Here is a 21,424-nt window from a genome sequence, read left to right as displayed (position 1 = left end):
ACGCGAAGTGTTCACCATGAGCACGTCTGAGATGGCCTCGATCGTCAAGATCCAGCAGGTGTTCAAAATCGCTGTGACCTGTGTGAACGCGGGGGCGGAGCGTGAACGCGCAAAGGGTGATCAAAACTGTGGAGCGTCCTCTTGCGGGACCACCTCACAGCTGAGATGTCCCTCCTGCGGCCGTCGTGATCACGGCTGCTCGGACTCCCGCTGTCGCGCCTTCCCGTCGCGTGACCTTCGCCGGTGGTGTGACCGGGTGAGAGGTGAGAGACCTTCGTTGTCCAAATCGTCGACGCGTTGGGTCTTTTACTTAGTGAGACAGGGGACCGGGTGACCATCACGGGTCACCCACTATGAACAGCACCAACGGACCGGCTCCGACACCCGCCACCCACGCACGACAACTCCTGCCGCTGACCGTCTGGCTATGCCCCGACGACACCACCGGCAAGCCCACCCAACCCACCGCCCAGCCACGCCCGGCACCAGCCCGCCGCGCCGCGCTCACCAGAATCTGCGACCACCGCGAACACGGCATCCCCGCCATGGCCACCGCCCACGAGGATCTCCTGTTCTTCTCCCGTGCGGACGAGACCGGTCCCGTGGGCAGCGAGGTGTCCGGACTTGATCTTCATGGCAGAGGTGTGCGGTCATACCCGGACCGGCTTGACACCGCGACCACCAGCGCCAACGCCCGGCGGCCGGGGACACGGTGACCGGGCCGCGCAAGCAATCGCGGAGCGATGGCGAGCAGCCGACGCTGACCTGGCGACTGGTCCCGGCGGACCCGTCCGTCCAGGAACAACTAGCCCGAGCCCAGGCACGCCTAATCAAGGAGGCACTCACGTGGTGGAGCAATCAGGAAGCCCAGTCCCTATCGAGGTGTTCGCGGCGGGATCGCGAAGCGTCCGTTCCCGAGGTCTGACCGGTCCGGGTGGTGGCCTCCGGTTGTCGGGGCCGCTGCGGGTGGCGTTCGCGGGGCGGACCTCGACCGAGGACAAGCAGGACCCGACCCTGTCGCTGCCGCGTCAGCTCGCCAGTAGCCAGACCGCGCTGCACACGGCGCTTCCTGGACAGGCCGTGATCGTCGCGCACTTCTATGACATCGAGTCGGGGCGCAAGGATCTCGACGCGCGGGGATTCGGGCGCGGGCACGAGCGCTTCAACATCCCCGTGCCGCGCGATGGCGGCATCCAGGACCTGCTACTTGAGGCGACCCAGCCTGACCGGCGATTCGATGCGGTGATCTGCGAGTCCGTCGACCGGATCGCGCGCCGCACCTATGTCGGAACCCAGATCGAGAACCGGTTGGAGCAGGTCGGCATCCCGCTGTGGGCAGCCGATGAACCGATCAGCCTCGGCGGTAAGCGCTCGTCGCAGGTGTTGACCCGGCGCGTCAAGCAGGGTGTTGCCGAGTGGTATGTCCTGGAGATGCTGGAGAAGTCCTGGGGCGGGTTCGAGGTCCACACCCGGCAGGGCTTCAACGTCGGGCGGCCACCCTACGGATACGCGGCCAAGAAGGTCCCTCACCCGGTGGCGGCGCGTCGAGAACAGGGAGCCACCAAACACGTGCTGATTCCCGACGAGGTGCGGGGACCGGTCGTCCAGGCGATCTTCGAGATTCGGATCGGTGAACGTGTGGGGTACCAGGAGATCGCTGACCGTCTGAACACCGATCTGGAGCGGAATCCGGCACCGGTCGCCACGGCCAAGTCCCGGACGGTGGGCAGGTGGACCTACTCCTCGGTCCGCGACGTCCTGTGCAATCCCAAGTACACCGGCTACATGGTGTGGAATCGCAAAGCGACCTCTTCGGCGGGTGGGAGAAGCAACCCGCCCGAGGTGTGGGTGTGGTCTGGGGAGCCAACCCACCCTGGCCTGGTGACGATCGAGGTCTTCACCGAGGCGCAACGGGTCGCCCGCGACAACGCGCGGGCCCGTGGTTGCCCAAGTGGTCGGAGCAAGCCCGAGAAGCCTCGGCGGACCTTTGTGTTGAGGTCCTACATGACGTGCGGCCTGTGTGGGCGGCGGATGTTCGGCAAGGAGGACTCCGGCAACACCTACTACGTTTGCAGCCCGAAGCGCTCCTACCTGCCCGAAGGGCATCCCGCCGTGATCAGGGTGCGGGAGAAACCGCTGATGGAGGGGCTGAACGAGTTCTTCAACCGTGAGATCTTCGGCGCCCACCGCCGCGAACGTTTGCAGGTGCTTCTCGCTCGGCTCGACGATGATCACCTGGATGAGCATGAGACGCAGGTCGCGATGGCCAAAGCCAAGATCAAGGACCTGGGCCGGCGGCAAGCGCGTGTACTCGATCCGCTGGAGAATCTGGAGGAGCCGACCCCGGCGCTCGTTCAGCGGGTCAACGAGCGCGCCGCCGAGATCGCCGCCGATCTGAAGGCGGAGCACGGCAGGCTGCGGGAACTCCAGGAGGCGGCGCCCGTCCGCCCGGCGCCCGAACTGCTGGATCTGCTGCCGAGCGGTCCGGTCGACCTGGAACTACTTCCCGAGCCGACGCTGCGGCGGCTGCTGGATGTCTTCGGGTTGAAGATGCACCATGACCGGGAGAAGCGCCTCGTGAAATGCGAGGTGACAATCACGTCCGAAATCGTCGATATGCAGCGGGATGTCGCGAACGTGGTGGTCGGTTCCGGTCAAGCCGGTTCCGTGTGTACCCCCTACCGGATTCGAACCGGCGCTACCGCCTTGAAAGGGCGGCGTCCTAGGCCGCTAGACGAAGGGGGCCCGTGGTGGCGGGGTGACCGCCACTCAACCTGGTCAAGTGTAGGGGACAACAGGGGGTCGCGGGTAAACGGTTAGCGGCGGCGCGGGGAGGTGCTGGTCGGGGGCTCGCCGGACGGGAAAGGGGACGTGGGGGTCGGGGGCGGAGAGGGGGGTGGGGGCTTGATGGGGCGGTCGGGGTCGGGTTCGAGGTGGCGTTCGATCTGGGCGGAGGTGAGGCCGAGGCCGCCGAGGCGGAGGTCGTCCCAGCCCTGGAGGCGGTGGGTGGCGCGGCTGAAGTACAAGACGGACAGCTCGATGGGGGTGGGCTGTTCGCGTTCGAGGCCGCGGAGGCCGGCGCCGCCGGTGGAGCCCTGGACGAACAGGCGGGTGCCGGTGGGCAGGAGTTTGGTGGAGCGGCTGTGGGCGTGGCCGGACAGGATCAGCGGGGTGATGCCGGAGAACGCCTCGCTCTCCGCGGGGTCGTGGGCCACGACGATGTCGGGGAGCTTGCCGGTCTTGCGGAGTTTGTCGGCGAGGGTGAGGCCTTCGGCGCGGAGCTGGTCGGCGCCGACGAAGTCGTCGCGGGTGCTCTTGTCGGGGGTGTAGCGGGGGTCTCCGACGCCGTAGATGCGCAGGCCCTCGATGTCTCGGGTGGTGTCGTCCAGGACGATGGCGTTCTTCTGCCGGGCGACGGCCTTCTGTGTGCCCTGGGAGTCGTGGTTCCCGCGGACGTAGACGTAGGGGACCTTGAGGTCGGAGATGGCGTTGGCGAACTTGTCCTCGGCCTTGGTGCCGTGGTCCATGAGGTCGCCGCTGTCGATGATCAGGTCGGCCTGGAACTGGGCGCTGACGGAGCGGATCACGTTCCAGGCGGCGGGGTTGATGTGGATGTCGGAGACGTGCAGGACGCGGAGGGTGGACGGGTCGGGTTCGTAGGTCGGGAGGGTGGAGGTCGCGGCGTACAGCTTGGAGACGTTGCCGACGAGGTGGGCGAGCTGGGCGCGGTAGACGGAGAAGCGGGCGGCGACGCTCTGGGCGTCGCCGACGACCTGGGGGGCGTTGGCGAGCAGGCCGGTGTAGCGGGGCTCGGCGACGGATTGGGGGTTGAAGGTGAGCAGGCCCGTGAGGGTGAGGGCGACGAGGCCCGTCGCGGACGCGGCGAGGCCGAGGAGCGCGCGGCGCCAGGAGCGGAAGAGGACCAGGGTCGTCAGGAAGGCGAGGAGCAGGGAGAGAGCGAGGGCGCGGGCGAGCATGACGGTCACGCCGTGCCGCATCTGCTCGGCGATCTGGTCGGTGACGCGGTCGAGTTCGGCGTCGTTCTCGATCAGCTTGCGGGCCTCGTCCGGACGCAGGTCGATGACGCGGGCCTCAAGGGAGATCGGGCCCCAGTGGGTGTCGAGGTGCAGGGCGCCGAGTGGGGGGAGCTTGAGGGTGGTGCCGCCGCCCCAGGACGGGGTGAGCGCGAGCTGGACGTCGGTGGGGCCGACGGGGGTCGTGGCGTGGCCGCCGAGGAGCAGACCCGCGTAGCCGCCGGCGGCGCCCACGGCCAGGACGAGGGCGAGTCTCGCCCATCGGCCGGTGAGGACGGCGCGGACCCGGCGGCCGGCGGGGGCCAGGCGGCGGGCGGCGGTGACGGGCTTGTCCACGGTGTTACGGACCCACGTCCGCGGCACAGGGTCTCCTTCGAGCAGAATGACGTTGTGATCGAGATGTCGCGCGAGGCGTTCGAGGACCTGGTCGGTACGGCCCTCGACACCATCCCATCCGAGCTGACCGCCCACATGCGCAACGTCGTCATCGTCGTTGAGGACGACGCGCCCGAGCGGGGGCTGCTCGGTCTCTATCAGGGCGTACCCCTCACCGAGCGGGGTGACTGGTACGGCGGGGTCCTGCCCGATCACATTTCGATCTACCGCAACGAGATCCTGCGGATCTGTGACACCCCGGACGACGTGGTGACGGAGGTCCGGATCACGGTGGTCCACGAGATCGCGCATCATTTCGGAATCGACGACCACAGGCTGGACGAACTCGGGTACTGACTTCCGTCGATTGCGCACTGTAGGTCACGCGAACGCCACGCAGCGTGAGTTAATGGGGAGGGACGCGCAACCCAGGGAGCGTGCGTGGCGGGAAGGCAGAGCGGTAGGCATCGGCGCCCGCCGGAGGCGCAGGCGACCTATCGCGAGGTGTTCGCGGTGGGGGAGTTCCGTGCCCTCTGGTTGGCGCAGGCGCTGTCGTTCGTGGGCGATCAGCTCGCCCAGGTCGCGCTGGCGGTGCTCGTGTACGAGCACACGAACTCGGCGTTGCTGACGGCGCTCACGTACGCGCTGACCTATCTTCCGCCGATCGTGGGCGGGCCCGTGCTGTCCGGGCTCGCGGACCTGTTCCCGCGCCGCACCGTGATGGTGGTGTGCGACGTCGTGCGGGCGGGGCTGGTCGCGTGCATGGCGCTGATGGCGATGCCGTTCTGGGCGCTGTGCGCCTTCGTCTTCGTGACGGTGCTGCTGGGCGCGCCGTTCACCGCTGCCCGTGCCGCGGTGATGCCGGACGTACTCGAAGGTGACAGATATGTGGCCGGCTCAGCGATCAACAACATCACGCACCAGGCCGCGCAGATGCTCGGGTTCCTGGCGGGGGGCGCGACCGTCGCGGTGATCGGGACGTACGGGGCGCTCGCCCTGGACGCGGCGACCTTTGGCCTGTCGGCGGTGGTCCTCGTCGGCGGGCTGCGGCGACGGCCCGCGCCGAGGCAGCGCGAGCGCGAGTCGTTGCGGCTGTGGCGCGGGACGCGGGACGGGGTGCGGCTGGTGTTCGGCGATCCCGCGCTGCGGTCGCTGGTGCTGTTCGCGTGGCTGTGCGCGTTCACCGTGGTGCCCGAGGGGCTGGCCGCTCCGTACGCGGCGACGTTCGGGGACGGTGCGATCACGGTGGGGCTGCTCATGTCGGCGATGCCGATGGGGATGGTGGCCGGGGCGTTCCTGTTCAGCCGGTTCGTCCGTCCGACGAACCGGCTGCGTGTCATGGGCTGGATGTCGATCCTGGCGTGCCTGCCGCTCATCGGGGCGGGAACGTACCCGCCGCTGTGGGGCGTCGTGCTGCTGTGGGCGCTGTCGGGGATGGGCAGCGCCTACCAGCTCGCGGCGAACGCGGCGTTCGTGGCGTCGGTGCCGACCTCCGGACGGGGGCAGGCGTTCGGGCTCGCGCAGTCGGGCATCCTCGCCGTTCAGGGCCTCGGCATCCTCGCCGCCGGTGCCGCCGCGCAGGTCCTCGGGCCCGAGACGGTGGTGGCGCTGTCGGGTGTGCTCGGGCTGTCGGCCGCCGCGATGCTGACCCTGACCTGGAACCAGGTCCGCGGCGGCGTCATCGCCGCCGTGCGCGAGAGTCTCGAACCGCAGGACGCCGCCGCGGGCGTGTCCGTCCAGGCCGCCCGCCGGTCCGCCTCCGCACCGTGATCAGACGCGGTTCTTGTTCATCGCGTCCTTGGTCTTCTGGACGGCGTCCTGGACCTTCGGGTTGTCGCCGGCCTTCTTGAACAGGTCCTCGGCGATCGAGGTGGGCGCGTCCTCCTCGGGGATGAGCAGCCAGCCGATCGCGTAGAGGGCGATGCCGGCGCCGCCGAAGATGGTGAAGACGGCGAGGCCGAGCCGGACGATGTTGGGGTCCACGCCGAGGAACCGGCCGGCGCCTGAGCAGACGCCCGCGATCATGCGTCCCTCGCGGGTGCGGCGCAGTTGTTTGCTCGTGGTGGTGTTCTTCTCCATGTCCATGTCTCGATCATGCCCCGCTCCGGCGGACTCCCACATCGGGATTCGCCCTGATTCGTCCCTGACCCGTCCCCTGAACGGAGGACCTTCGGCCCTGGCCGTACCCTGACGGCGACATCCACCGCCCGCCAGAGCGGATTCCGCGCATGGACGCGCCCGGACGGTGCTCGGTGGCCACGGGCAAGGCCATCGCCGGCCTCGATGCCTTTCGGTGACCGGCCGGCCAGCTCGCCGTCCAGGTCAGGAGAAGGAGCTGGGTGCTCCCCACGAGCCCGGCGGCCGGCTGGAGACGCCGTTCGGTGACGGGCCGGAGGGGGCCGCGCCTGCCGGAGGCAGGCCCGCCGGAGGTGGTCCGGCCGGAGGCGGGGCCGAGGGCGGGAGCGGTCCACGGGCCGGGCCCGGACGGGGCGGCGAGCCGGCGCCGCCCTGGACGTGGCCGTTGCCGGACCCGTTGCCGTTGGACGGCGGCCTCGCGGGCGGCCTCGCGGGCGGTGCCGCATGCGGGTCGACGTGGGGGAACTGGTCGGCGAGCAGGTAGGCGTCGATGTTGGCCGGGACGTTGCGCAGCTCGCGGTTGCGCCACTCGTGCAGGACGGCCTGCGCGATCTCCTCCTCGGCGCGGACGGTCTGCTCGACCATCCGGGGGATGGCGGCGTCGCGCGCCTCGCGGAGCAGGCGCGCCTGGGTGATGATGTCCTCGGCGTCCAGGATCTGCGCGTTCTGCTCGCGGCGGGAGCGCTCCTGCGCGACGCGCCGCTGCCGGTGCTCCTCGATCTCCAGGATCTCCTCGTAGAGGTTCTTCTTGGGGACGAGGGTGAGCAGCAGCTTGACGAAGATCGGCAGGCATTCGATCGAGGTGAACAGCAGGAGCAGCAGGATGTGCGCCCAGAACAGGGTGCCCTGCTGGTCGGTGAGCTCGTCCATGGCCTTCAGCCGCAGGAGCAGGCCGTCGGAGTCGGCGTTCCGGGACGCGAAGCCGTCGTCCAGGCGCGTGCGCTGTCCCTGGGCGGCGGCCAGGTCCCTGCGAACCTGCGGGAGCCGCTGGCGGGCGGTTTCGACGTTGCGTTGCCTGGAGGTGACGCCTTCGCGTTGGAGGACGCTCTGGCGTGCCGCGATCTGGCCGCGGATGCGCTTCAGTTCGGCCTCGGCGTCGTTGAGCTGCCGCTTGCGCTGGGCGGCGAGGGGCCCGTCGCCCGCCTTGCAGTCGCCGCCGCGTCCGCCCAGCTCGCAGACGAGCTGTTCGCGGGCGTCGGTGACGCGCTTCTGCGCCGCGGCCTCCTGCTTGCGCAGGCCGGCGATGGTGGGGTCGGCGTTCAGGTCGGTGCCGGTGTCGCCGTTGCTGCTGATGATCCCTTCGAGCCGCTTGGCCTCGGCGTCCAGCCGCGAGATCCGCAGCCCGAGGTCACCGGACTGCGCCTCCCGCGCGCTGGAGTCGGCGGCCTCGGACTTCATCCGCTCCAGCTGTACCTCGATCTCGGGCTTGAAGATCTGCAGGACGAGCGGGGTGGAGATCACGATGCCGATCAGCAACGCGAAGACCAGCCGCGGCGCGGCGAGGTAGAAGGCGTGCCGCTTGCGCTCCTGGCGCTGGATGGTGGTGACGAGCCAGCGGTCCAGCATCATGATGGCGAGGCCCCACAGGACCGCGAACACCAGCGCGAACACCAGTGGCGCCTTGACCGCCATGGACAGCGCGAACGCCATGGAGACACCCGCCATCACGGCGGTGATCAGCACTGCCGCGCCGATGCCCTGATATTTGCCGCGCTCGGTCGGGCATTGCGCGAGGATTTCCGGCCGCGCGCCGGACAGCCAGATCAGCGGATGAAATCCGACAATTCGCCTATTGATACTCGTCATGGACGCTGCTTTCGGCGGGTGGCGAGAGACGGCGCGCGGAATGGCAATGCGCCAAATGCGGTAGAGCGCGTGAAGGGCACGGCCTGGGCACGCCGGCGGAGGCGCGGCGCGACGGGTGTGGCGGCAACGCGCGGAGGGGCCGTCCGGCGCCGAACGAGGGGACTGGACGCGAACCGTCCGACGCGTGCCCGCAGCCCGCGCAGCAACGGCTCGTGGCGGGCGAGCGCGTCCTCGTCGAGGGTCGCCGCGGGCGGGGTGAGGGCGGTGACCTGTGGCCGCCGGGCCGGCATGTGCGGCGGCATGCGCGGAGGATCCTCATGGGCAGGGACCATGTCGGGTGGCCATTCCTGTTCATTCGGGCGAACGGGGTGATGAGGAAACTCGTGATGACCGGCTGCGGGGGCCGAGAGGGGCAGGATAGCGCGCGAAGTTGGACAACCCTGAGTCACAGTGAAGGCACTCCCCCGAACCTGACCAGATCCGGTCATCACGGCCGAAAATACCCCAGTATCGGCCGAGAGTTTGTGTCACCTGCCATGAGACGGCGCGGGACACTCCCGTACAATCCGGCCCACTGGCAGGTGTGATCCGGTCGCCTATCCCCCCGAACGGTCGAATGCTCAACGTGGCTGAAACATGCGTGGGAACCCGCGCGCTCGGACCCGGCATGCGGTCGGTCGTGTGGGTGCAGGGCTGCCCGTTCCACTGCCCCGAATGCCTAGCGCCCGAATGGATCCCGGACCTTCCCGCGCGGAGCGTCACCCCCGCCGGGCTGGCCGCCGAGCTGCTCGCCGACCCCCGCGTCACCGGCCTGACCTTCTCCGGCGGCGAGCCGATGGCGCAGGCCGCCGGGCTCGCCGAGGTCGCGCGGATCGCCCGCCGGGACCGTTCCGGTCTCACGCTGATCTGTTTCACCGGGTACCGGCTCGAACGGCTGCGCGAGCGCCCGCCCGGCGACGGCGTGGCCGCGCTGCTCGCCGAGGTGGACGTGCTGATCGACGGCCTGTACGTCGCCGCGCGCAACGACGATCGGGGGCTGCGCGGCAGCTCCAACCAGCGCGTCCACCATCTGACCGGCCGGTTGCGGGACGCGGGCGAGGCGCTCTGCACGGCCCCGCGCAAGGTCGAGGTCCGCGTCCGCACCGGCGCGACCCTGTATGTGGGCGTCCCGTCCCGTGCGCTGGCCGCGACCTACCCGCCGGTAGCGCAGGGTGATGAGGCGAACGCGATGGGCCCGTCCGGCGTCCAACGGGAGGGCACCGGTTCGTCCGGCCCACCGAAGCCAGGGAGGAGCACGCGGTGAGCGGAGCGAAGCGGATCACGGTGGACGCCGAGGCGTGGCGGGACGCGCGTGCCGCGGCTGCCCGGCTCGGCCAGGTCCGGCGCGATGTTCCCGAGCTGATCGAGGCCGTCCGGCGGCAGCAGCGCGAGGCGCTCGACCAGGCGTTCGGCGAGGTGGAGGGACGGCAGCGGCGCGTCGAACAGGTCCTCACCGGGCTGAGCGCCGAGGCGCAGCGGTCCGAGCTGCGCACCGCGAAGCGGCTGCGCGAGCAGTCCGACCGGCTGCGCGGGCAGATCGGTTCGGCCGTGGAGCAGGTCCGTGCCGAGCAGGACGAGCGGATCCGCGCCGCGGTCGAGCGCGAGCGGGCCGAGCGGCGCGCCGAGATCCAGGAACTCGGCCGCGAGCTGGACGGCCTGCGCGCCGACCGCGACCGCGCCGCGTCCGCCGCCGAGAGAACCCTCGCCGACGCGCGGCTGATGCGCGACGCGATCCGCGCCGAGCTGCCGCACGAGCGGTTCGCGCCCGGACGGCTCGACCGGCTGGAGCGCCGTATCACGACGGCCGAGTCCAACCTCGCCGCCGGGCTCGCCGCCGAGTCGCTGAGCCTGCTCCAGGAGACGTTCCTCGACCTCGCCGAGCTGCGCGCCGAACTCGTCCTGCTCGACCAGGAGTGGCAGACGGCCCGGCTCACGGCGCTGGACGCGCTGACCGTCGTCGCCGAGCGGGTGCGGTTCTCCGCGCGGCTCCCCGCGCCGGACGGGCACGGCGAGCCGATCGACGGCCTGTCCTTCGACGTGGACCACTGGTCGGGCGGCGGCCTGGCAGCGCTGCGCCGCGACCTCGACGTCCGGATCGGCGACGTCCGCGACGACAGCCCGCTGGGCACCGAGGAGCTGCGCGAGATCGTCCGGCGGGACGCACCCGGCCTGGAGCGCCAACTGACCGACACCGTCACGCGTGCGACCGCCGCCCTCCTCGCCTCGCAGGCCCGCGTCAACGTCGCCGAGCAGGTCGTGGACGCCGTCGAGCACGCCACCGGTTTCGCCTGGACGGAGAACGCCTACGCGGGCGACGACCAGCGCGCGGCCTTCTACAGCAAGCTCCGTCATCTCAACGACAACGAGATCGTCATCGAGGTCGCGCACGAGGAGGAGGATGACGGTCCCGGCACGCTGGCTGTTCGTATCCTGTCCTACGACCGTGACACCGCCTCTGAGGAAGAGCTTGCAGAGCGCGCGCGGGAGATAGCCACGAGCCTTCGTGATCGTGGCCTGCCGGTAGGCGACCCGATGGCGGATGCTCCGCGCGCCGACCCGGCTCTCACCGACTTCGAGACCCTCCGTACCGAGCCCCCCAGTACCGAGTCCCCGAGCACCGAGGCCCTCAGTACCCGGGGCGATCAGTCCAGGCCGGACGTCCGACGGTGAGGGTGGGTCCCGCCGAGCGGCTCGCCGCGCTGCACCTGACCGCCGCCGACGGCGATCCGGTGATGATCGTGCACGGGCCGGGCGCGGACGACGCGTTCGTGGACGGCGCCTACCGCACGTACGGGATCGAGACCGCTCTCTGGGAGGCGCTGCACGCGGCCGGGTACGAGTGCGTCGTCTTCTATTCGCTGCACCGCAAGGTGTACTTCCGGGACGAGGAGTCACGGCGGCGCGCCCGCCCGGAGACGGCTCGGGGACACAAGGCCAGAGAAGGGGACGAGAAGAACCGCTCGGCGCGGCGGATGCGGTCGGGGTTCAGCGGACCGCTCGGCGATCGGGTGGTGGCCCCGGCGTCCACGGCCGTCCTCGACCGGGAGCCGGCGGGGCCGCCGGTGTCCGGCCCGCCGGTGTCCGCTGCACCGGGGGCCGGGATGACCGACGCGCACGCGGTGATGACGCTCGACCACCTCATGCGGCAGGACGGGATGCGCGCGGCGGTCGTGGTGCTGCACGCGGAGGAGGTCCTGAGCCACACGGTCGCCGGGCGTGCGCTCGCGACGGTGTTCGCCGAGTGGGTCGCCTACCGGGGCAGCGCCGGCAACAAGTGCGTGCTCGTCGCGCGGAAGGCATCGCTGGCCGAGATGTACGAGTTCGTGCGGAACGTCCGAGGTTTTCCGGCGCTGGAGGAATGGGCCAAGCAACTCGGCGCACGCGGCAGCGGCCCCGGCCGGGTCGGCGAGCCGGACGAGGCGGAACTGGCGCGGCTCGTCCACGTCCTGCGGCTGACCGGGCGACCGCGGCTGAGCGTCGGCGGCTGGGCGGAGCTGGCGCGGACCGTCCGGGCGATGGCGGCGACGGCCGAACCCGCGCGGACGTGGGAGCAGCGGCTCCGCTCCCTCGCCGCCGCGGACGTGCCCCTGGACGCGACGGTGCTGCGCGAGCGCGGCTGGGTGACGTCCGCAGCGTCCGGACAGCAGGACGTGTGGCGGCGGCTCGACGGCCTGGCCGGGCTGGACGCGGTGAAGGAGCACCTCGCCGGGATGCGGCTGCTGATCGAGGCGGAGAACCGGATGCGCGCGGAGGGGCGCGGCACCGCCGAACCCGCCGCGCACCACCTGGTCTTCACCGGCAACCCGGGGACGGGCAAGACGACCGTGGCGCGACTCGTCGGCGAGATGTACCGGGAGCTCGGGGTGCTGCGGCGCGGCCATCTGGTGGAGGCGACCGCCTCGACGCTCGTCGGCCAGTACGCGGGGGAGACCGCGCAGAAGACCCAGGCGGTGATCGACGGCGCGCTCGACGGCGTGCTGTTCATCGACGAGGCGTACATGCTCGCCGACCAGGCCGACGGGTTCGGCGGCGACGCGATCGGCGCGCTGCTGACCCGGATGGAGAACGACCGGGACCGGCTCGTCGTGATCGTCGCCGGCTACCCCGACCGGATGAAGGACTTCCTGGACGCCAACCCCGGGCTTCGCCGCCGCTTCCCCGAGGCCAACGTCATCGCGTTCCCCGACTACGACGCGGGCACCCTCGCGGGCATCGCGCTCGCGCGGCTCCGCGAGCAGGGCCTGACCTGGACGCCGGAGCTGGAGACGGACCTGCGCCGCGCCGTCGAGGGCATGCACCGCACGCGCGGGCCCGGGTTCGGCAACGCCGGGACGATGCGCGACCTCGCCGACGACGTCAAGCGCCGCTGGGTGGTGCGGACGCGGGCGGCCGTCGACCGTCCGCTGGAGGCGGCGGACGTGCCCACGCGGCTGCGCGCGCACCTGCGCCCGACGGTGCCGGAGCTGCCCGTCCTGCTCGGCGAGCTGGACGGGATGATCGGCCTCGGCCCGGTGAAGAAGGCGATCCGGGACCTGGTCGCGCAGGTCAGGTTGAAGCAGCGGCGCAACCGCGGCGAGGTCGTCGCGCCGCACCTGCTGTTCCTCGGCCCGCCCGGCACCGGCAAGACGTCCGTCGCGCGGATCATCGGACGGATCTTCCGCGACCTCGGGCTGCTCACCAAGGGGCATGTCGTGGACACCGGCCGCGCCGACCTGGTCGGGGAGTACATCGGGCACACGGCGCCGCGCACCCGCGAGAAGGTCCAGGAGGCGCTGGACGGGGTGCTGTTCATCGACGAGGCGTACGCGCTGGCCAGGGGCGACGACGGCCGCGACTTCGGACGCGAGGCACTCGACACCCTCACCCAGGAGATGGAGAACCTGCGCGGCCGCCTCACCGTCATCGCCGCCGGCTACCCGGCGGAGATGCGGACGTTCCTCGCCGCCAACACCGGGCTGCGGTCCCGGTTCAGCGTGCAGGTGGAGTTCCCCGACTACGCGCCGGAGGAACTGGTGCGGATCCTGGAATCGATGGCCGCCGCCGAGGGCTACCGGCTCCCGGTCGAGACCCGTGCCCGCGCCCTCGACTGGCTGGCGGCGGAGCGCCGCGCGCATCCGCGCGACTTCGGCAACGCCCGGACCGTCCGGGAGCAGCTGATGCCCCAGATGGAGGTGCGGCTCGCCGCTCGGACGGCGGACGCGCCCGACGCCGACGTCGACACCTTCCTCCCGGAGGACGTGCCCGATGCCGGCCGCTGACGGGGCCCCCGAGGTGGGGAGGGTACGGCCCGGGTGCCCGGTATGCGGGTGCCCCATCGCGCACGAGGAGGCGCGGTGCGCGGAGTGCCGGTGGCCGCTGCACGGCGAATGGCGGCTCGGCGCGCCCGCCCCGGACGCGCGCCGCGACTTCGAGGAGCGGCTCGCCGCCGCGCGCCGCGAGCGGGACCTGCTGGCGGTCGTCCGCGCGGGTTTCACCGACCACGCGCACGTGCGCGGCGGGACGCCCAGCCCGCAGGAGTGGGCACAGGCGAGGCGGACCGTGGACGCGCCGCCCATGTCGGACGCGCCGCTCCAAGTCGCCCTTGCGAAGGCGCTGGACCGGATGCAGCCCGGCCGCGGGCTGGTCGTCGCCGAGGTCAGCGCGGACCATGCCCTGACGGTGATCCGCGTCGAGCTGGACGAGCTGGCGATCCCGCGCGGGCACGACTCGGCGGAGACCGTCCCGTGGGAGACGGCGGTGCCGATCCTGTCCAGCGACGCCGGCGAGCGGCGGTTCCAGCTCGCGGGCGGGTTCGCCGAACTCGACCGCGACCTGCTCTGGCGGTCGCTGCGGGACGCCCTCCCACAGCGCCTGGACGAACCGGGCGACGAGGTCCTCCTCGTGCACCGGGAACTCGGCTGGCCCGTCCCCGACCGGGCGGCGCGGATCCTGCGCAAGCGCTACCCGAAGGCCACGGTCGTGCCCGCCGGAGGGGCGAGCGCGCGCGACCTGCTCGGCCCGCTGGTCGCCGCGCAGCCCGCGCGGCACGATGTGGGGCTGCTGGCCGCCGAGGTCGAGCCGGGCACCCGCCGCCTCCGGCCCCGGCTGATCCCGCTGTTCCCCGCGGGTACCCCCGCCGGGACGCGGCGCGCGGTGTCGCTGGCCCGGCCGCCCGGTGACGCCGGCGCGACCGTCCTGGCCGCCGTCGCCGCGAGCGCCGGCCACTGGACGCTGCTGGCGGCGGGCGCGGCCCCGCTGCCCGCCGACGTCGAGGTGGTGCTGGACGGGCCGGGCCGGGTGCAGATCACCGAGCCCCCGGGGTTGCGTCCGGTCACCGAGCGGCTGCCGGAGCTGCTGGACGGGCTGCCCGAGCGGCTGGAGATCCTCACCGAGCCCGTCGACCTGATCTGCGCGGTCGAGCTGGGCGGCGTGGACGAGCTGGTCCGCCGCCGGCTGGACCTGCTGCGCGGGCTGGTGTCGGTCCTGGACGCGACCTATCCCGGGATCGGCCCGGGTACCGGCGCAGGCACCGATACCGGCCTGATCCGGGTGGCGGTACTCGGGTACCGCGACCACGCCTACGGGCGCGGCAAGGAGAAGCGCAAGCCGGTCCTCGGCGGCTGGCTCGGCACACCCGCGAACGCCGTCGAGGCGCTGTCGCGGCTCCGGCCCAGCGCGATCGAGTACCCGGAGGCGGCGCCGGTGGAGGACGCCCTGCACGAGATCGCCGAGCGCCTCGCCGGCACCCGTGCCCCCGCCTTCGGCCACCCGCCGCCCCGGACGGTGCTGCTGACGGTGGGCGGCCGTCCGCCGCACCCGCCGATCCAGGGCGACGACGACGTCCTGCCCTGCCAGTTCGAGCGGAGCTGGCAGGCCGCGCTGGCCGGCATCGTCCGCGCAGGCGTCGCCTGCGCCACGGTCCTGGACAGCGACGGGTACCACGACCTGGCGTTCCGCGACCATCCCGCCTGGGACGGCCTCGCCGCGGCGGGGCTCCACGAACTGGACGACATCGACGCCAGACGGCTCGGGGTGGGGCTCGGCCTGCTCCCGTCCGCGCCGCAGACACTCAACCTTCCCCTGGCCGATCTAGAACGAGGTGCCTGGTGACCAATCCATCGCAGTTCTCCCCGCCGCCGCAGAACGCGGCCCCCGGGCCGCAGGCACCGCAGAACCCGAACATCGCCCAACCCAAGCGGGAGATGCGCCGCATCGGGCTGTGGGGCGCGCCGGAGAGCGGCAAGACCACCTTCCTCGCCGCGCTCCAGGTGGCGGTGCTGCGCAGCGCCGGGGACTGGATGCTGTACGGCGTGAACGAGGAGTCCAACGACTTCCTCGACACCCAGACCGGCATGCTGACCCAGCACCGCCAGTTCCCCGCCGCGACGAAACTCTCCAACGCGCTGAGCTGGACGTTGCGGGGGTCCACGACGCTCCCGACCGGGAAACGGTTCGGCAAGAAGTTCGACGTCGTGCCGCTGGAGTTCAACATCGACCTGCTGGACTCGCCCGGCCGGGTGTTCGCGAGCAAGGCCGTCCCGGGGGAGGCGATGGCGTCGGGCGGCGACAACCTCGGGTTCGGGGACGAGCAGGAGGAGCAGCACACCGAGGTCGACGAAGAGCAGATCATCGAGCATCTCGCGGGATGCGACGGGATCGTCTACCTCTTCGACCCGACCCGCGAGCGGCGCAAGGGCGACTCCTACAGCTACTTCCAGCGGACGCTGCTGAAGCTGTCACGGCGGGTGTTCCGCGAGCGGGGCTCGGCGGACGCGAAGCTGCCGCAGCACCTGGCCGTCTGCGTCACGAAGTTCGACGCGCCGGAGGTGTACCGGCAGGCCCGCGTCGGCGGCTACCTCACCTACGACGACACCCCGCAGATGCTGCCGCGGGTCCGCGAGGACTCCGCGGGACACTTCTTCGCCGAGCTGTGCCGCAACTCCAAGGTCGGCAACGCCGACCTGGTGCTCGGCAGCATCCAGAAGTACTTCCACCCCGACCGGGTGCGCTATTTCGCGACGTCCGCCGTGGGGTTCTACCTGGGCGAGGCCGACCGGTTCACCGAGAGCGACTACTGGAACATCAGCAAGAGCGCCGACGGCAGCGTGGAGATCCGCGGCAAGGTGTGGCCGATCAACGTGGTGGAGCCGGTGCTGTGGCTCGGCCGGGAGATGCCGCCATGGTCCAGGTGACCGCGGGCTGGGCGCTGTTCGGCAAGCGGCCCGGCAGCAGCGACGACTACGGGGTCCTGAACAGCAGCCGCGAACCGTTCACCCAGGCCGGGTTCGGCCGCATCCTGCGCCGCTACGGGCTCGGCACCCCGCCCGCGCACCGGACGGGCGAGGGCGCGCTGCCCTGGGTGACGATCAGCTGGGTCGGCGAGGCGCCCGACCGCTATCTCGGCATGTCCATCGAGGACTGGACCGAGCACCGGGACGGCTCCGGCCGCCCGGTCGCCTTCACCAAGTACATCTGCGTTCCTTACCAGGAGGTGGAGGCCGCGCCCGTCTCCTACGGGGCGCTCTACCGCGAACTGCTGCGGCTCGACCTGCCGATGGACGGCGAGCCGGGCGGCGAGCACGGCGGCGCGTCCGGCGGGCGGGTCACGCTCGTCCCGCCGGAGTACTCGCCCGCCGACCTGGCCCGCGACATCGCCCGGTTCGACCGGGGCAAGGTCATGCGGACGGCGGCGCTGCTGCTGGACGGACGGGTCGACGTCGTCCACGCGGGCGAGGCGTCCCTCCAGGACCGGCTGGCGTTCCTGGACGCGGTGGCGGCGCTGCTCCCGTACGGGTACCGGGCCGACTTCACCGGCGCGACCTGGGCGACCGGCTCCGCCGACAAGATCCGGCTGGCGTTCACCCGGCGCGCCCGCGACGGCGCCCGCGAGGTGAGCTGGCGGGGCCCGGCGGAGGCCGCACAGCTGTCCCAGACGGCGCAGGACTACCTGCGGCTGCTGAACGAGCTGCTGCGCCGCAACCGGGACCTGTCCTGGCTCGTCGGCTACCTCGCGGCGGGCGGCGAGCCACGCGACTTCGGCGAACCAGGGCACGCGCTGCGGCGCCTCGCGGACGTGGAGTGGCCGCGTGAGGTCGCACGGCGCGCCGCCACGAACAGCCCCGGTGCCGCGGGCGAGGCGCGCAGGCTGCTGCGCGGCCCCCGGCTCCAGGAGATCGGTCCCGCCGACCAGAGCCGCGTGCTGGCCTGCCTGATCCGCGACGGGCAGCCCGACGACCTGCCGCTGGTCGAGCAGCGCTGGGACCAGGCCGCCGCGACCGGCGGCACCGAGCTGACCGAGGCGCTGGCCGAGGCCGCCGCCGGGCTGCTGTGGCGGGAGGACCCCGACGGGCGGGTCTCCCGGTACGCCACGTTCGCCGCGCGCCGCCGCTTCGCCGACCCGTTCCTGTCCAGCCTGGTGCGGCGCGGGGATGGCGGCCGCTCGTCCCGCGCGGCGCGCGCGCTGGCCGCCGAGCTGATCCGCGACCATGTGGACCCGTCCGACCCGTCCTGGAGCGGGTCGCAGCTGCTCGTCGAGCTGGACCACGACCACGCGCTCGCGGCCGCGCTGCTGGCCTCCGAGCACCGCGGCCGGGACCGGACCGCCGCCTGGGCCGGCTGGCTCAGCGGCCGGCTGCGCGACATGCTGCCGCCGTTCACCGAGCTGCTGGCCGGACGCGAGGTCAACGGCGTGGTGTTCCGCGGCCTGGCGGACGGGCAGCCCGAATGGGCGTCGGCGCTGGTCCGGGTCGCGGGACGGCTCGGCCGCCTGGATCTCGTGCTGCGCGCCCTGATCGGCTGGCTCGGGGAGCGCGCGGAGGTGTCCCCGTCCGCCCGCGACTTCGTCACCGCGACGATGGCGGAGCTACAGACCGACGACCCCGGCGGCCGGGGCGCGTCCGACGCCCTGCTGATGATGGTCGGCTCGTCCCCCCGCTTCCTCGAAGAAGCGCTGGGCCGCGCCGACTCGGGCAAGTACCAGAACGGGCTCCTGTGGGCCTGGGGGAACCGTCCCCGGCAGAGCCGTCTCGGGACGACGCTGGTGAACGAGCTGACCACGGCGCTGCGGCAGCGCCCGTGGGCGGGCAGCCCCGACCGCGCCGACGGGGTCATCAACCTGGTCCGGGCCCTGCTGGCGCAGGGCCCCCAGGACTGGACGCCGCTGATCTGGGTGCTCGACCCCGAGCCGCCCGACCCCGAGCTGGTGGCCCGTCCCGCGTTCGGTGATCTCCGCCGGGGGCTGCGCGACAACCAGGCCGCCTACCAGCCCGTCCCGGCGACGGCGGGCGCCCCCGCGCCGCGGATGGCGTCGCCGGCCCCGGTTCCGGTCGGGGCGGCTTCCGGCGTGGCGGGCCACCTCTCGCCGGACGCCGCGATCGACGAGGTCGCCGACTTCTACGTGCGGGCCGCGACGGAGACCTGGTCGAGCGCGCCCACCGCGCTCAAGGCGGTGGTCGACGCGGGCCGCCCGCTCACCGCCGGGGAGGCGTACCTGGTGATGCGGCGCGTCGAGGACGCCATCGCCCACCGCTACGACCAGACGCAGGCCGACCGGCACGGGCTCCACATGGCCGAGGCGATCGTCGCGGGCGCGCTCGGCGGCGACGTCGCCGCCGAGTTCCGGGAGGTCCTCGCCGAGTTCGCCACCCAGGAGGTCGAGCACCAGCTGAAGCTGCTGGAGACGGTGGGACGCGAGACATGGGAGCCGACCGAGCGGGTCCGCACCCGGATCGAGGAGATCAAGTCGACCGTCGACCGGGTCGCCAAGCAGAGCCGCGGCGGCCGGTTCGGCCGCCGGCGCAGGTCGGACGACGGATGACCGGATGGGTGGCGGTCGCGCTGGACGTCGGGTCGGCGGCGACGAGGCTGGCGCTGTCGGGACCCGGCGGCGCCCCGGTCGTCGCCTCCCGTCCGACGCCCGGCGCGGACCTCGCGGTCTTCCTGTCCAAGCTGCTGGTGGAAGGGCGGGAGAAGGCCCCGGGCGCGATCTCCGGGATGACGGTGACGGTCCCCGAGTCGTGGCTGGACGGGACGGCCGAGGGCGCCCGCGCCTACGAGCGGCTGCGCCGGACCGTCCTGGAGGAGCTGGGCTGGCCGCGCGTCACCTGGCTGAGCCAGGCCGCCTGCGTCGCCGCCGAAGCACTGCACCGCGCGCCCGACCGGCCGGAAGCGGGTCCCGTGCTGGTCTGCGATCTCGGTGCCCGGATGGTCTCCTCCGCGCTCTGCACCGCCGACGGCCGCACCCTGCGCGTGACGTCCGTCGCGGTCGCCGAGGGCGGCGGGCACGCCTTCGACTCCGCCGTCGCCGCGACCTACACGGGCCCGCCCCCCGCCGTGGGCTTCCCCGCCCTGTTCGACGGCGCCAGGACGCGACACGGCCGCCGCGCCGCGGTCGTCCTGCCGCGCGCCTGGACCCACCCCCGCTACCGGGACGCACCCGTCTACCGGATCGGTGACACCGACCTCACCGCCGGAACGCTCATCACCGCCTTCTCCTCCACCGCCACGGCCCTGAAGGACGTCGTCACCCGGGCGCTCTCCGGCTCCACGGCCCCCGCGACCATCGCGGTCGCGGGCCGGTTCGGGGTGTTCCCCCTGGTGAGCCGGGTGCTGCTGGACGAACTGTCCCCATCGGCCCCGCCCCTGGTACTCGGCCCGGCCGCCGCCGTGCGGGGCGCCCTGCGGATCGCCTCCGGCGGCCTGTCGGTCGCCGAGCCCGCACGACCGACCGTGTCCCTGCCCCTGCACCGGATCAGGCACGGGCTGCTGGAGGTGCGGGAGGTGCCGCTCGACCCGTCCGTCGACTTCGCCGTCCAGGACGGCTACCCCGTGCTGGTGGAGGTCTCCGGTCCCCCCACGCCGTTCGGCGTCCGGGTGGACGGGCGGGAGGTGACCGTCCACCTGCCGGAGCTGCCGCCCGGCCCGTACCGCGTCGGGCTCCGCCCGTCCCACGCCTGCCCGGGCGTGCTCGTCCTCGCCCCGGCGGCCGGCGGCGCGGCCCGCCACCACCCGATCGACCCCCCGCCGGACAGGGAGCCGCCCCGATGACCACCGACGACGTCAAGGCCGCGCTCGCCGCCGCGCTCGCCGACGACGGCCCCGCCGCCGCGCTGACCGCCCTGCGCCTCGCGGCGGACTGGTCCGCCCGCGCCCTCGCCGCCGGACCCGGCGACGACGTGGCCGCCTTCCAGACCGTCGTGGCGCTGGACGACGCCCTCGAACCCCTCACCGCCATCGCCCGCGCCGTCCCGGCCCTGCTGGAGGCGGCGTCGCCCGGCCGGCCCGTCCACGACCACCTGCGGGAACGGCAGACGGAGCTGGCCGCCGCCCGGGACCGGCTGGCCGCCGACCGCGCCGCGCTGGACGAGCTGGACCAGGCCGGCCGGGACCTGGCCGAGCAGGCCGCCGAGCACGACCGCCTCCGCGACCGCGTCGCCGAACTCCGCCGCCTGCGCGCCCTCGCCGACGAGGTGGAGGCCCTGCGCGCCCAGGCCGCCGCGTTCGACGGCACGGTGACCCGCCCCGCCGAGGAGGCGGAAAGCGTCCTCGCCGAGAGCGCGGGGAATCTGCTGCGTCTGACCCGCGAGCAGCTCGCCCTGCTGAACCCGAAGGTCCGCGCCGCCGTCGAGGACGCCGTCGCCGCCGACGCCGAACTGGCCGAACTCCGCGGCCGGCTCGACGGCGCCGAGGAGCGCATCGAGGCGTCCCGCGCCGAGCTCGCGTCCGCCACGCAGGGCTTCGAAAGCCTCCGCACCCGCCACGACGAGGTCCTCGTCCCCCTCCGCGCCCACCGCGACGCCGACCGCGAACTCCTCGCCGCCCTCAACGACGGCACCCCGCCCCTGACCAAGGAGACGGGCCTGGAGCGCGCCGACCGTGAGCTGGCCGACATCGGGGAACGCCTCGACGCGATCGACGAGATCCTCGCCCGCGTCCTCGCCGACCACGTCCAGGCGCACGAGCGGGCCCGCGCCGCCCTCGGCTGGACCGGGTGACGGCCGAGCGTTCAGCAGCGCTTAAAGTCGATGCGAAGGGTTATTGATTAGACGTCGTGGACA

General features: G+C 72.7%; 16 protein-coding genes, 1 tRNA gene and 1 pseudogene. 12 read left to right on the top strand and 6 right to left on the bottom strand.

Annotation, left to right across the window (positions count from 1 at the left end):
• Positions 1-353 precede the first annotated feature (353 nt).
• Both AMA02S_RS19785 and AMA02S_RS45050 read left to right on the top strand, forming a co-directional pair.
• The gene (locus AMA02S_RS19785) at positions 354-716 is read left to right on the top strand and encodes a hypothetical protein (RefSeq protein WP_067460694.1); all 363 of its coding nucleotides are present in this window, start codon (positions 354-356) and stop codon (positions 714-716) included.
• Positions 634-1,866, top strand: a pseudogene (locus tag AMA02S_RS45050) (recombinase family protein); the annotation flags it as partial. The gene AMA02S_RS19785 and the pseudogene AMA02S_RS45050, both read left to right, overlap by 83 nt.
• Positions 1,867-2,499: 633 nt before the next feature.
• On the opposite strand, the gene AMA02S_RS41960 reads toward AMA02S_RS45050, so the two are convergent.
• The 3 genes from AMA02S_RS41960 to AMA02S_RS19775 all read right to left on the bottom strand — a co-directional run bounded on the left by AMA02S_RS41960 (position 2,500) and on the right by AMA02S_RS19775 (position 4,397).
• Positions 2,500-2,658, bottom strand: a complete 159-nt coding sequence (locus tag AMA02S_RS41960; protein WP_157430708.1) for a hypothetical protein — start codon at positions 2,656-2,658, stop codon at positions 2,500-2,502.
• A gap of 14 nt (positions 2,659-2,672) precedes the next feature.
• Positions 2,673-2,745 (bottom strand) — tRNA-Glu (locus AMA02S_RS19780).
• 71 nt (positions 2,746-2,816) lie between these two features.
• Positions 2,817-4,397, bottom strand: a complete 1,581-nt coding sequence (locus AMA02S_RS19775) for a metallophosphoesterase family protein (RefSeq protein ID WP_245667655.1) — start codon at positions 4,395-4,397, stop codon at positions 2,817-2,819.
• Between the two features lie 27 nt (positions 4,398-4,424).
• Between AMA02S_RS19775 and AMA02S_RS41955 the strand changes: the two genes are divergently transcribed.
• Together AMA02S_RS41955 and AMA02S_RS19765 are read left to right on the top strand one after the other, a co-directional pair.
• Positions 4,425-4,766 carry a metallopeptidase family protein gene (locus AMA02S_RS41955; RefSeq protein WP_067460691.1) on the top strand — a complete coding sequence of 114 codons (342 nt, stop codon included), beginning with the start codon at positions 4,425-4,427 and terminating at the stop codon, positions 4,764-4,766.
• An 84-nt stretch (positions 4,767-4,850) separates the two neighbouring features.
• Positions 4,851-6,179, top strand: a complete 1,329-nt coding sequence (locus AMA02S_RS19765) for an MFS transporter (protein ID WP_067460688.1) — start codon at positions 4,851-4,853, stop codon at positions 6,177-6,179.
• Here AMA02S_RS19765 and AMA02S_RS19760 read toward each other — a convergent pair whose 3' ends face one another.
• From AMA02S_RS19760 to AMA02S_RS43575, 3 genes are all read right to left on the bottom strand, one after another.
• Positions 6,180-6,494 carry a PspC domain-containing protein gene (locus AMA02S_RS19760; RefSeq protein ID WP_067460685.1) on the bottom strand — a complete coding sequence of 105 codons (315 nt, stop codon included), beginning with the start codon at positions 6,492-6,494 and terminating at the stop codon, positions 6,180-6,182.
• A 237-nt stretch (positions 6,495-6,731) separates the two neighbouring features.
• Positions 6,732-8,351 carry a DUF4407 domain-containing protein gene (locus AMA02S_RS19755; RefSeq protein WP_084265335.1) on the bottom strand — a complete coding sequence of 540 codons (1,620 nt, stop codon included), beginning with the start codon at positions 8,349-8,351 and terminating at the stop codon, positions 6,732-6,734.
• Positions 8,348-8,653 carry a hypothetical protein gene (locus tag AMA02S_RS43575; RefSeq protein ID WP_157430707.1) on the bottom strand — a complete coding sequence of 102 codons (306 nt, stop codon included), beginning with the start codon at positions 8,651-8,653 and terminating at the stop codon, positions 8,348-8,350. Before AMA02S_RS43575 ends, AMA02S_RS19755 begins: the two co-directional genes overlap by 4 nt.
• Positions 8,654-8,976: 323 nt before the next feature.
• On the opposite strand from AMA02S_RS43575, the gene AMA02S_RS19750 reads away from it, so the two are divergent.
• Genes AMA02S_RS19750 through AMA02S_RS19715 form a run of 8 tightly spaced genes read left to right on the top strand, consistent with a single transcriptional unit; the run spans position 8,977 to position 21,361 of the window.
• Positions 8,977-9,654, top strand: coding sequence for a 4Fe-4S single cluster domain-containing protein (locus tag AMA02S_RS19750; RefSeq protein ID WP_218005035.1), 678 nt, complete (start codon positions 8,977-8,979; stop codon positions 9,652-9,654).
• The gene (locus AMA02S_RS19745; RefSeq protein WP_067460679.1) at positions 9,651-11,060 is read left to right on the top strand and encodes a coiled-coil domain-containing protein; all 1,410 of its coding nucleotides are present in this window, start codon (positions 9,651-9,653) and stop codon (positions 11,058-11,060) included. Before AMA02S_RS19750 ends, AMA02S_RS19745 begins: the two co-directional genes overlap by 4 nt.
• On the top strand, positions 11,057-13,648 hold the full coding sequence (locus tag AMA02S_RS19740) for an AAA family ATPase (RefSeq protein ID WP_067460677.1): 2,592 nt from the start codon (positions 11,057-11,059) through the stop codon (positions 13,646-13,648). The genes AMA02S_RS19745 and AMA02S_RS19740 overlap by 4 nt, the downstream gene beginning before the upstream one ends.
• A complete protein-coding gene (locus AMA02S_RS19735; RefSeq protein WP_067460674.1) occupies positions 13,635-15,479 on the top strand; it encodes a hypothetical protein in 1,845 nt (614 codons plus the stop codon). The genes AMA02S_RS19740 and AMA02S_RS19735 overlap by 14 nt, the downstream gene beginning before the upstream one ends.
• Positions 15,476-16,561, top strand: coding sequence for a hypothetical protein (locus tag AMA02S_RS19730; protein WP_067460671.1), 1,086 nt, complete (start codon positions 15,476-15,478; stop codon positions 16,559-16,561). The genes AMA02S_RS19735 and AMA02S_RS19730 overlap by 4 nt, the downstream gene beginning before the upstream one ends.
• Positions 16,549-19,185 carry a hypothetical protein gene (locus AMA02S_RS19725; protein WP_067460668.1) on the top strand — a complete coding sequence of 879 codons (2,637 nt, stop codon included), beginning with the start codon at positions 16,549-16,551 and terminating at the stop codon, positions 19,183-19,185. The genes AMA02S_RS19730 and AMA02S_RS19725 overlap by 13 nt, the downstream gene beginning before the upstream one ends.
• Complete coding sequence (locus AMA02S_RS19720) at positions 19,182-20,414, top strand: acetate and sugar kinases/Hsc70/actin family protein (protein ID WP_067460666.1); 1,233 nt, start codon at positions 19,182-19,184, stop codon at positions 20,412-20,414. The genes AMA02S_RS19725 and AMA02S_RS19720 overlap by 4 nt, the downstream gene beginning before the upstream one ends.
• Positions 20,411-21,361: a coiled-coil domain-containing protein gene (locus AMA02S_RS19715; RefSeq protein ID WP_067460663.1), complete on the top strand. Its 951-nt coding sequence runs from the start codon at positions 20,411-20,413 to the stop codon at positions 21,359-21,361. The genes AMA02S_RS19720 and AMA02S_RS19715 overlap by 4 nt, the downstream gene beginning before the upstream one ends.
• Positions 21,362-21,424 lie beyond the last annotated feature (63 nt).

Source organism: Actinomadura macra NBRC 14102, assembly GCF_001552215.1.
Taxonomy (GTDB): domain Bacteria; phylum Actinomycetota; class Actinomycetes; order Streptosporangiales; family Streptosporangiaceae; genus Spirillospora; species Spirillospora macra.
Note: the sequence above shows the minus strand (reverse complement) of the source record. Positions and strands in the feature narration are given on the sequence as shown.

Bases quoted from the DNA above. Each gene is read 5' to 3' on its own strand.
- AMA02S_RS19785 (WP_067460694.1), top strand. From the start codon at position 354: ATGAACAGCACCAACGGACCGGCTCCGACACCCGCCACCCACGCACGA.
- AMA02S_RS19760 (WP_067460685.1), bottom strand. From the start codon at position 6,494: ATGGACATGGAGAAGAACACCACCACGAGCAAACAACTGCGCCGCACC.
- AMA02S_RS19755 (WP_084265335.1), bottom strand. From the start codon at position 8,351: ATGACGAGTATCAATAGGCGAATTGTCGGATTTCATCCGCTGATCTGG.
- AMA02S_RS43575 (WP_157430707.1), bottom strand. From the start codon at position 8,653: ATGCCGCCGCACATGCCGGCCCGGCGGCCACAGGTCACCGCCCTCACC.
- AMA02S_RS19735 (WP_067460674.1), top strand. From the start codon at position 13,635: ATGCCGGCCGCTGACGGGGCCCCCGAGGTGGGGAGGGTACGGCCCGGG.
- AMA02S_RS19725 (WP_067460668.1), top strand. From the start codon at position 16,549: ATGGTCCAGGTGACCGCGGGCTGGGCGCTGTTCGGCAAGCGGCCCGGC.
- AMA02S_RS19720 (WP_067460666.1), top strand. From the start codon at position 19,182: ATGACCGGATGGGTGGCGGTCGCGCTGGACGTCGGGTCGGCGGCGACG.
- AMA02S_RS19715 (WP_067460663.1), top strand. From the start codon at position 20,411: ATGACCACCGACGACGTCAAGGCCGCGCTCGCCGCCGCGCTCGCCGAC.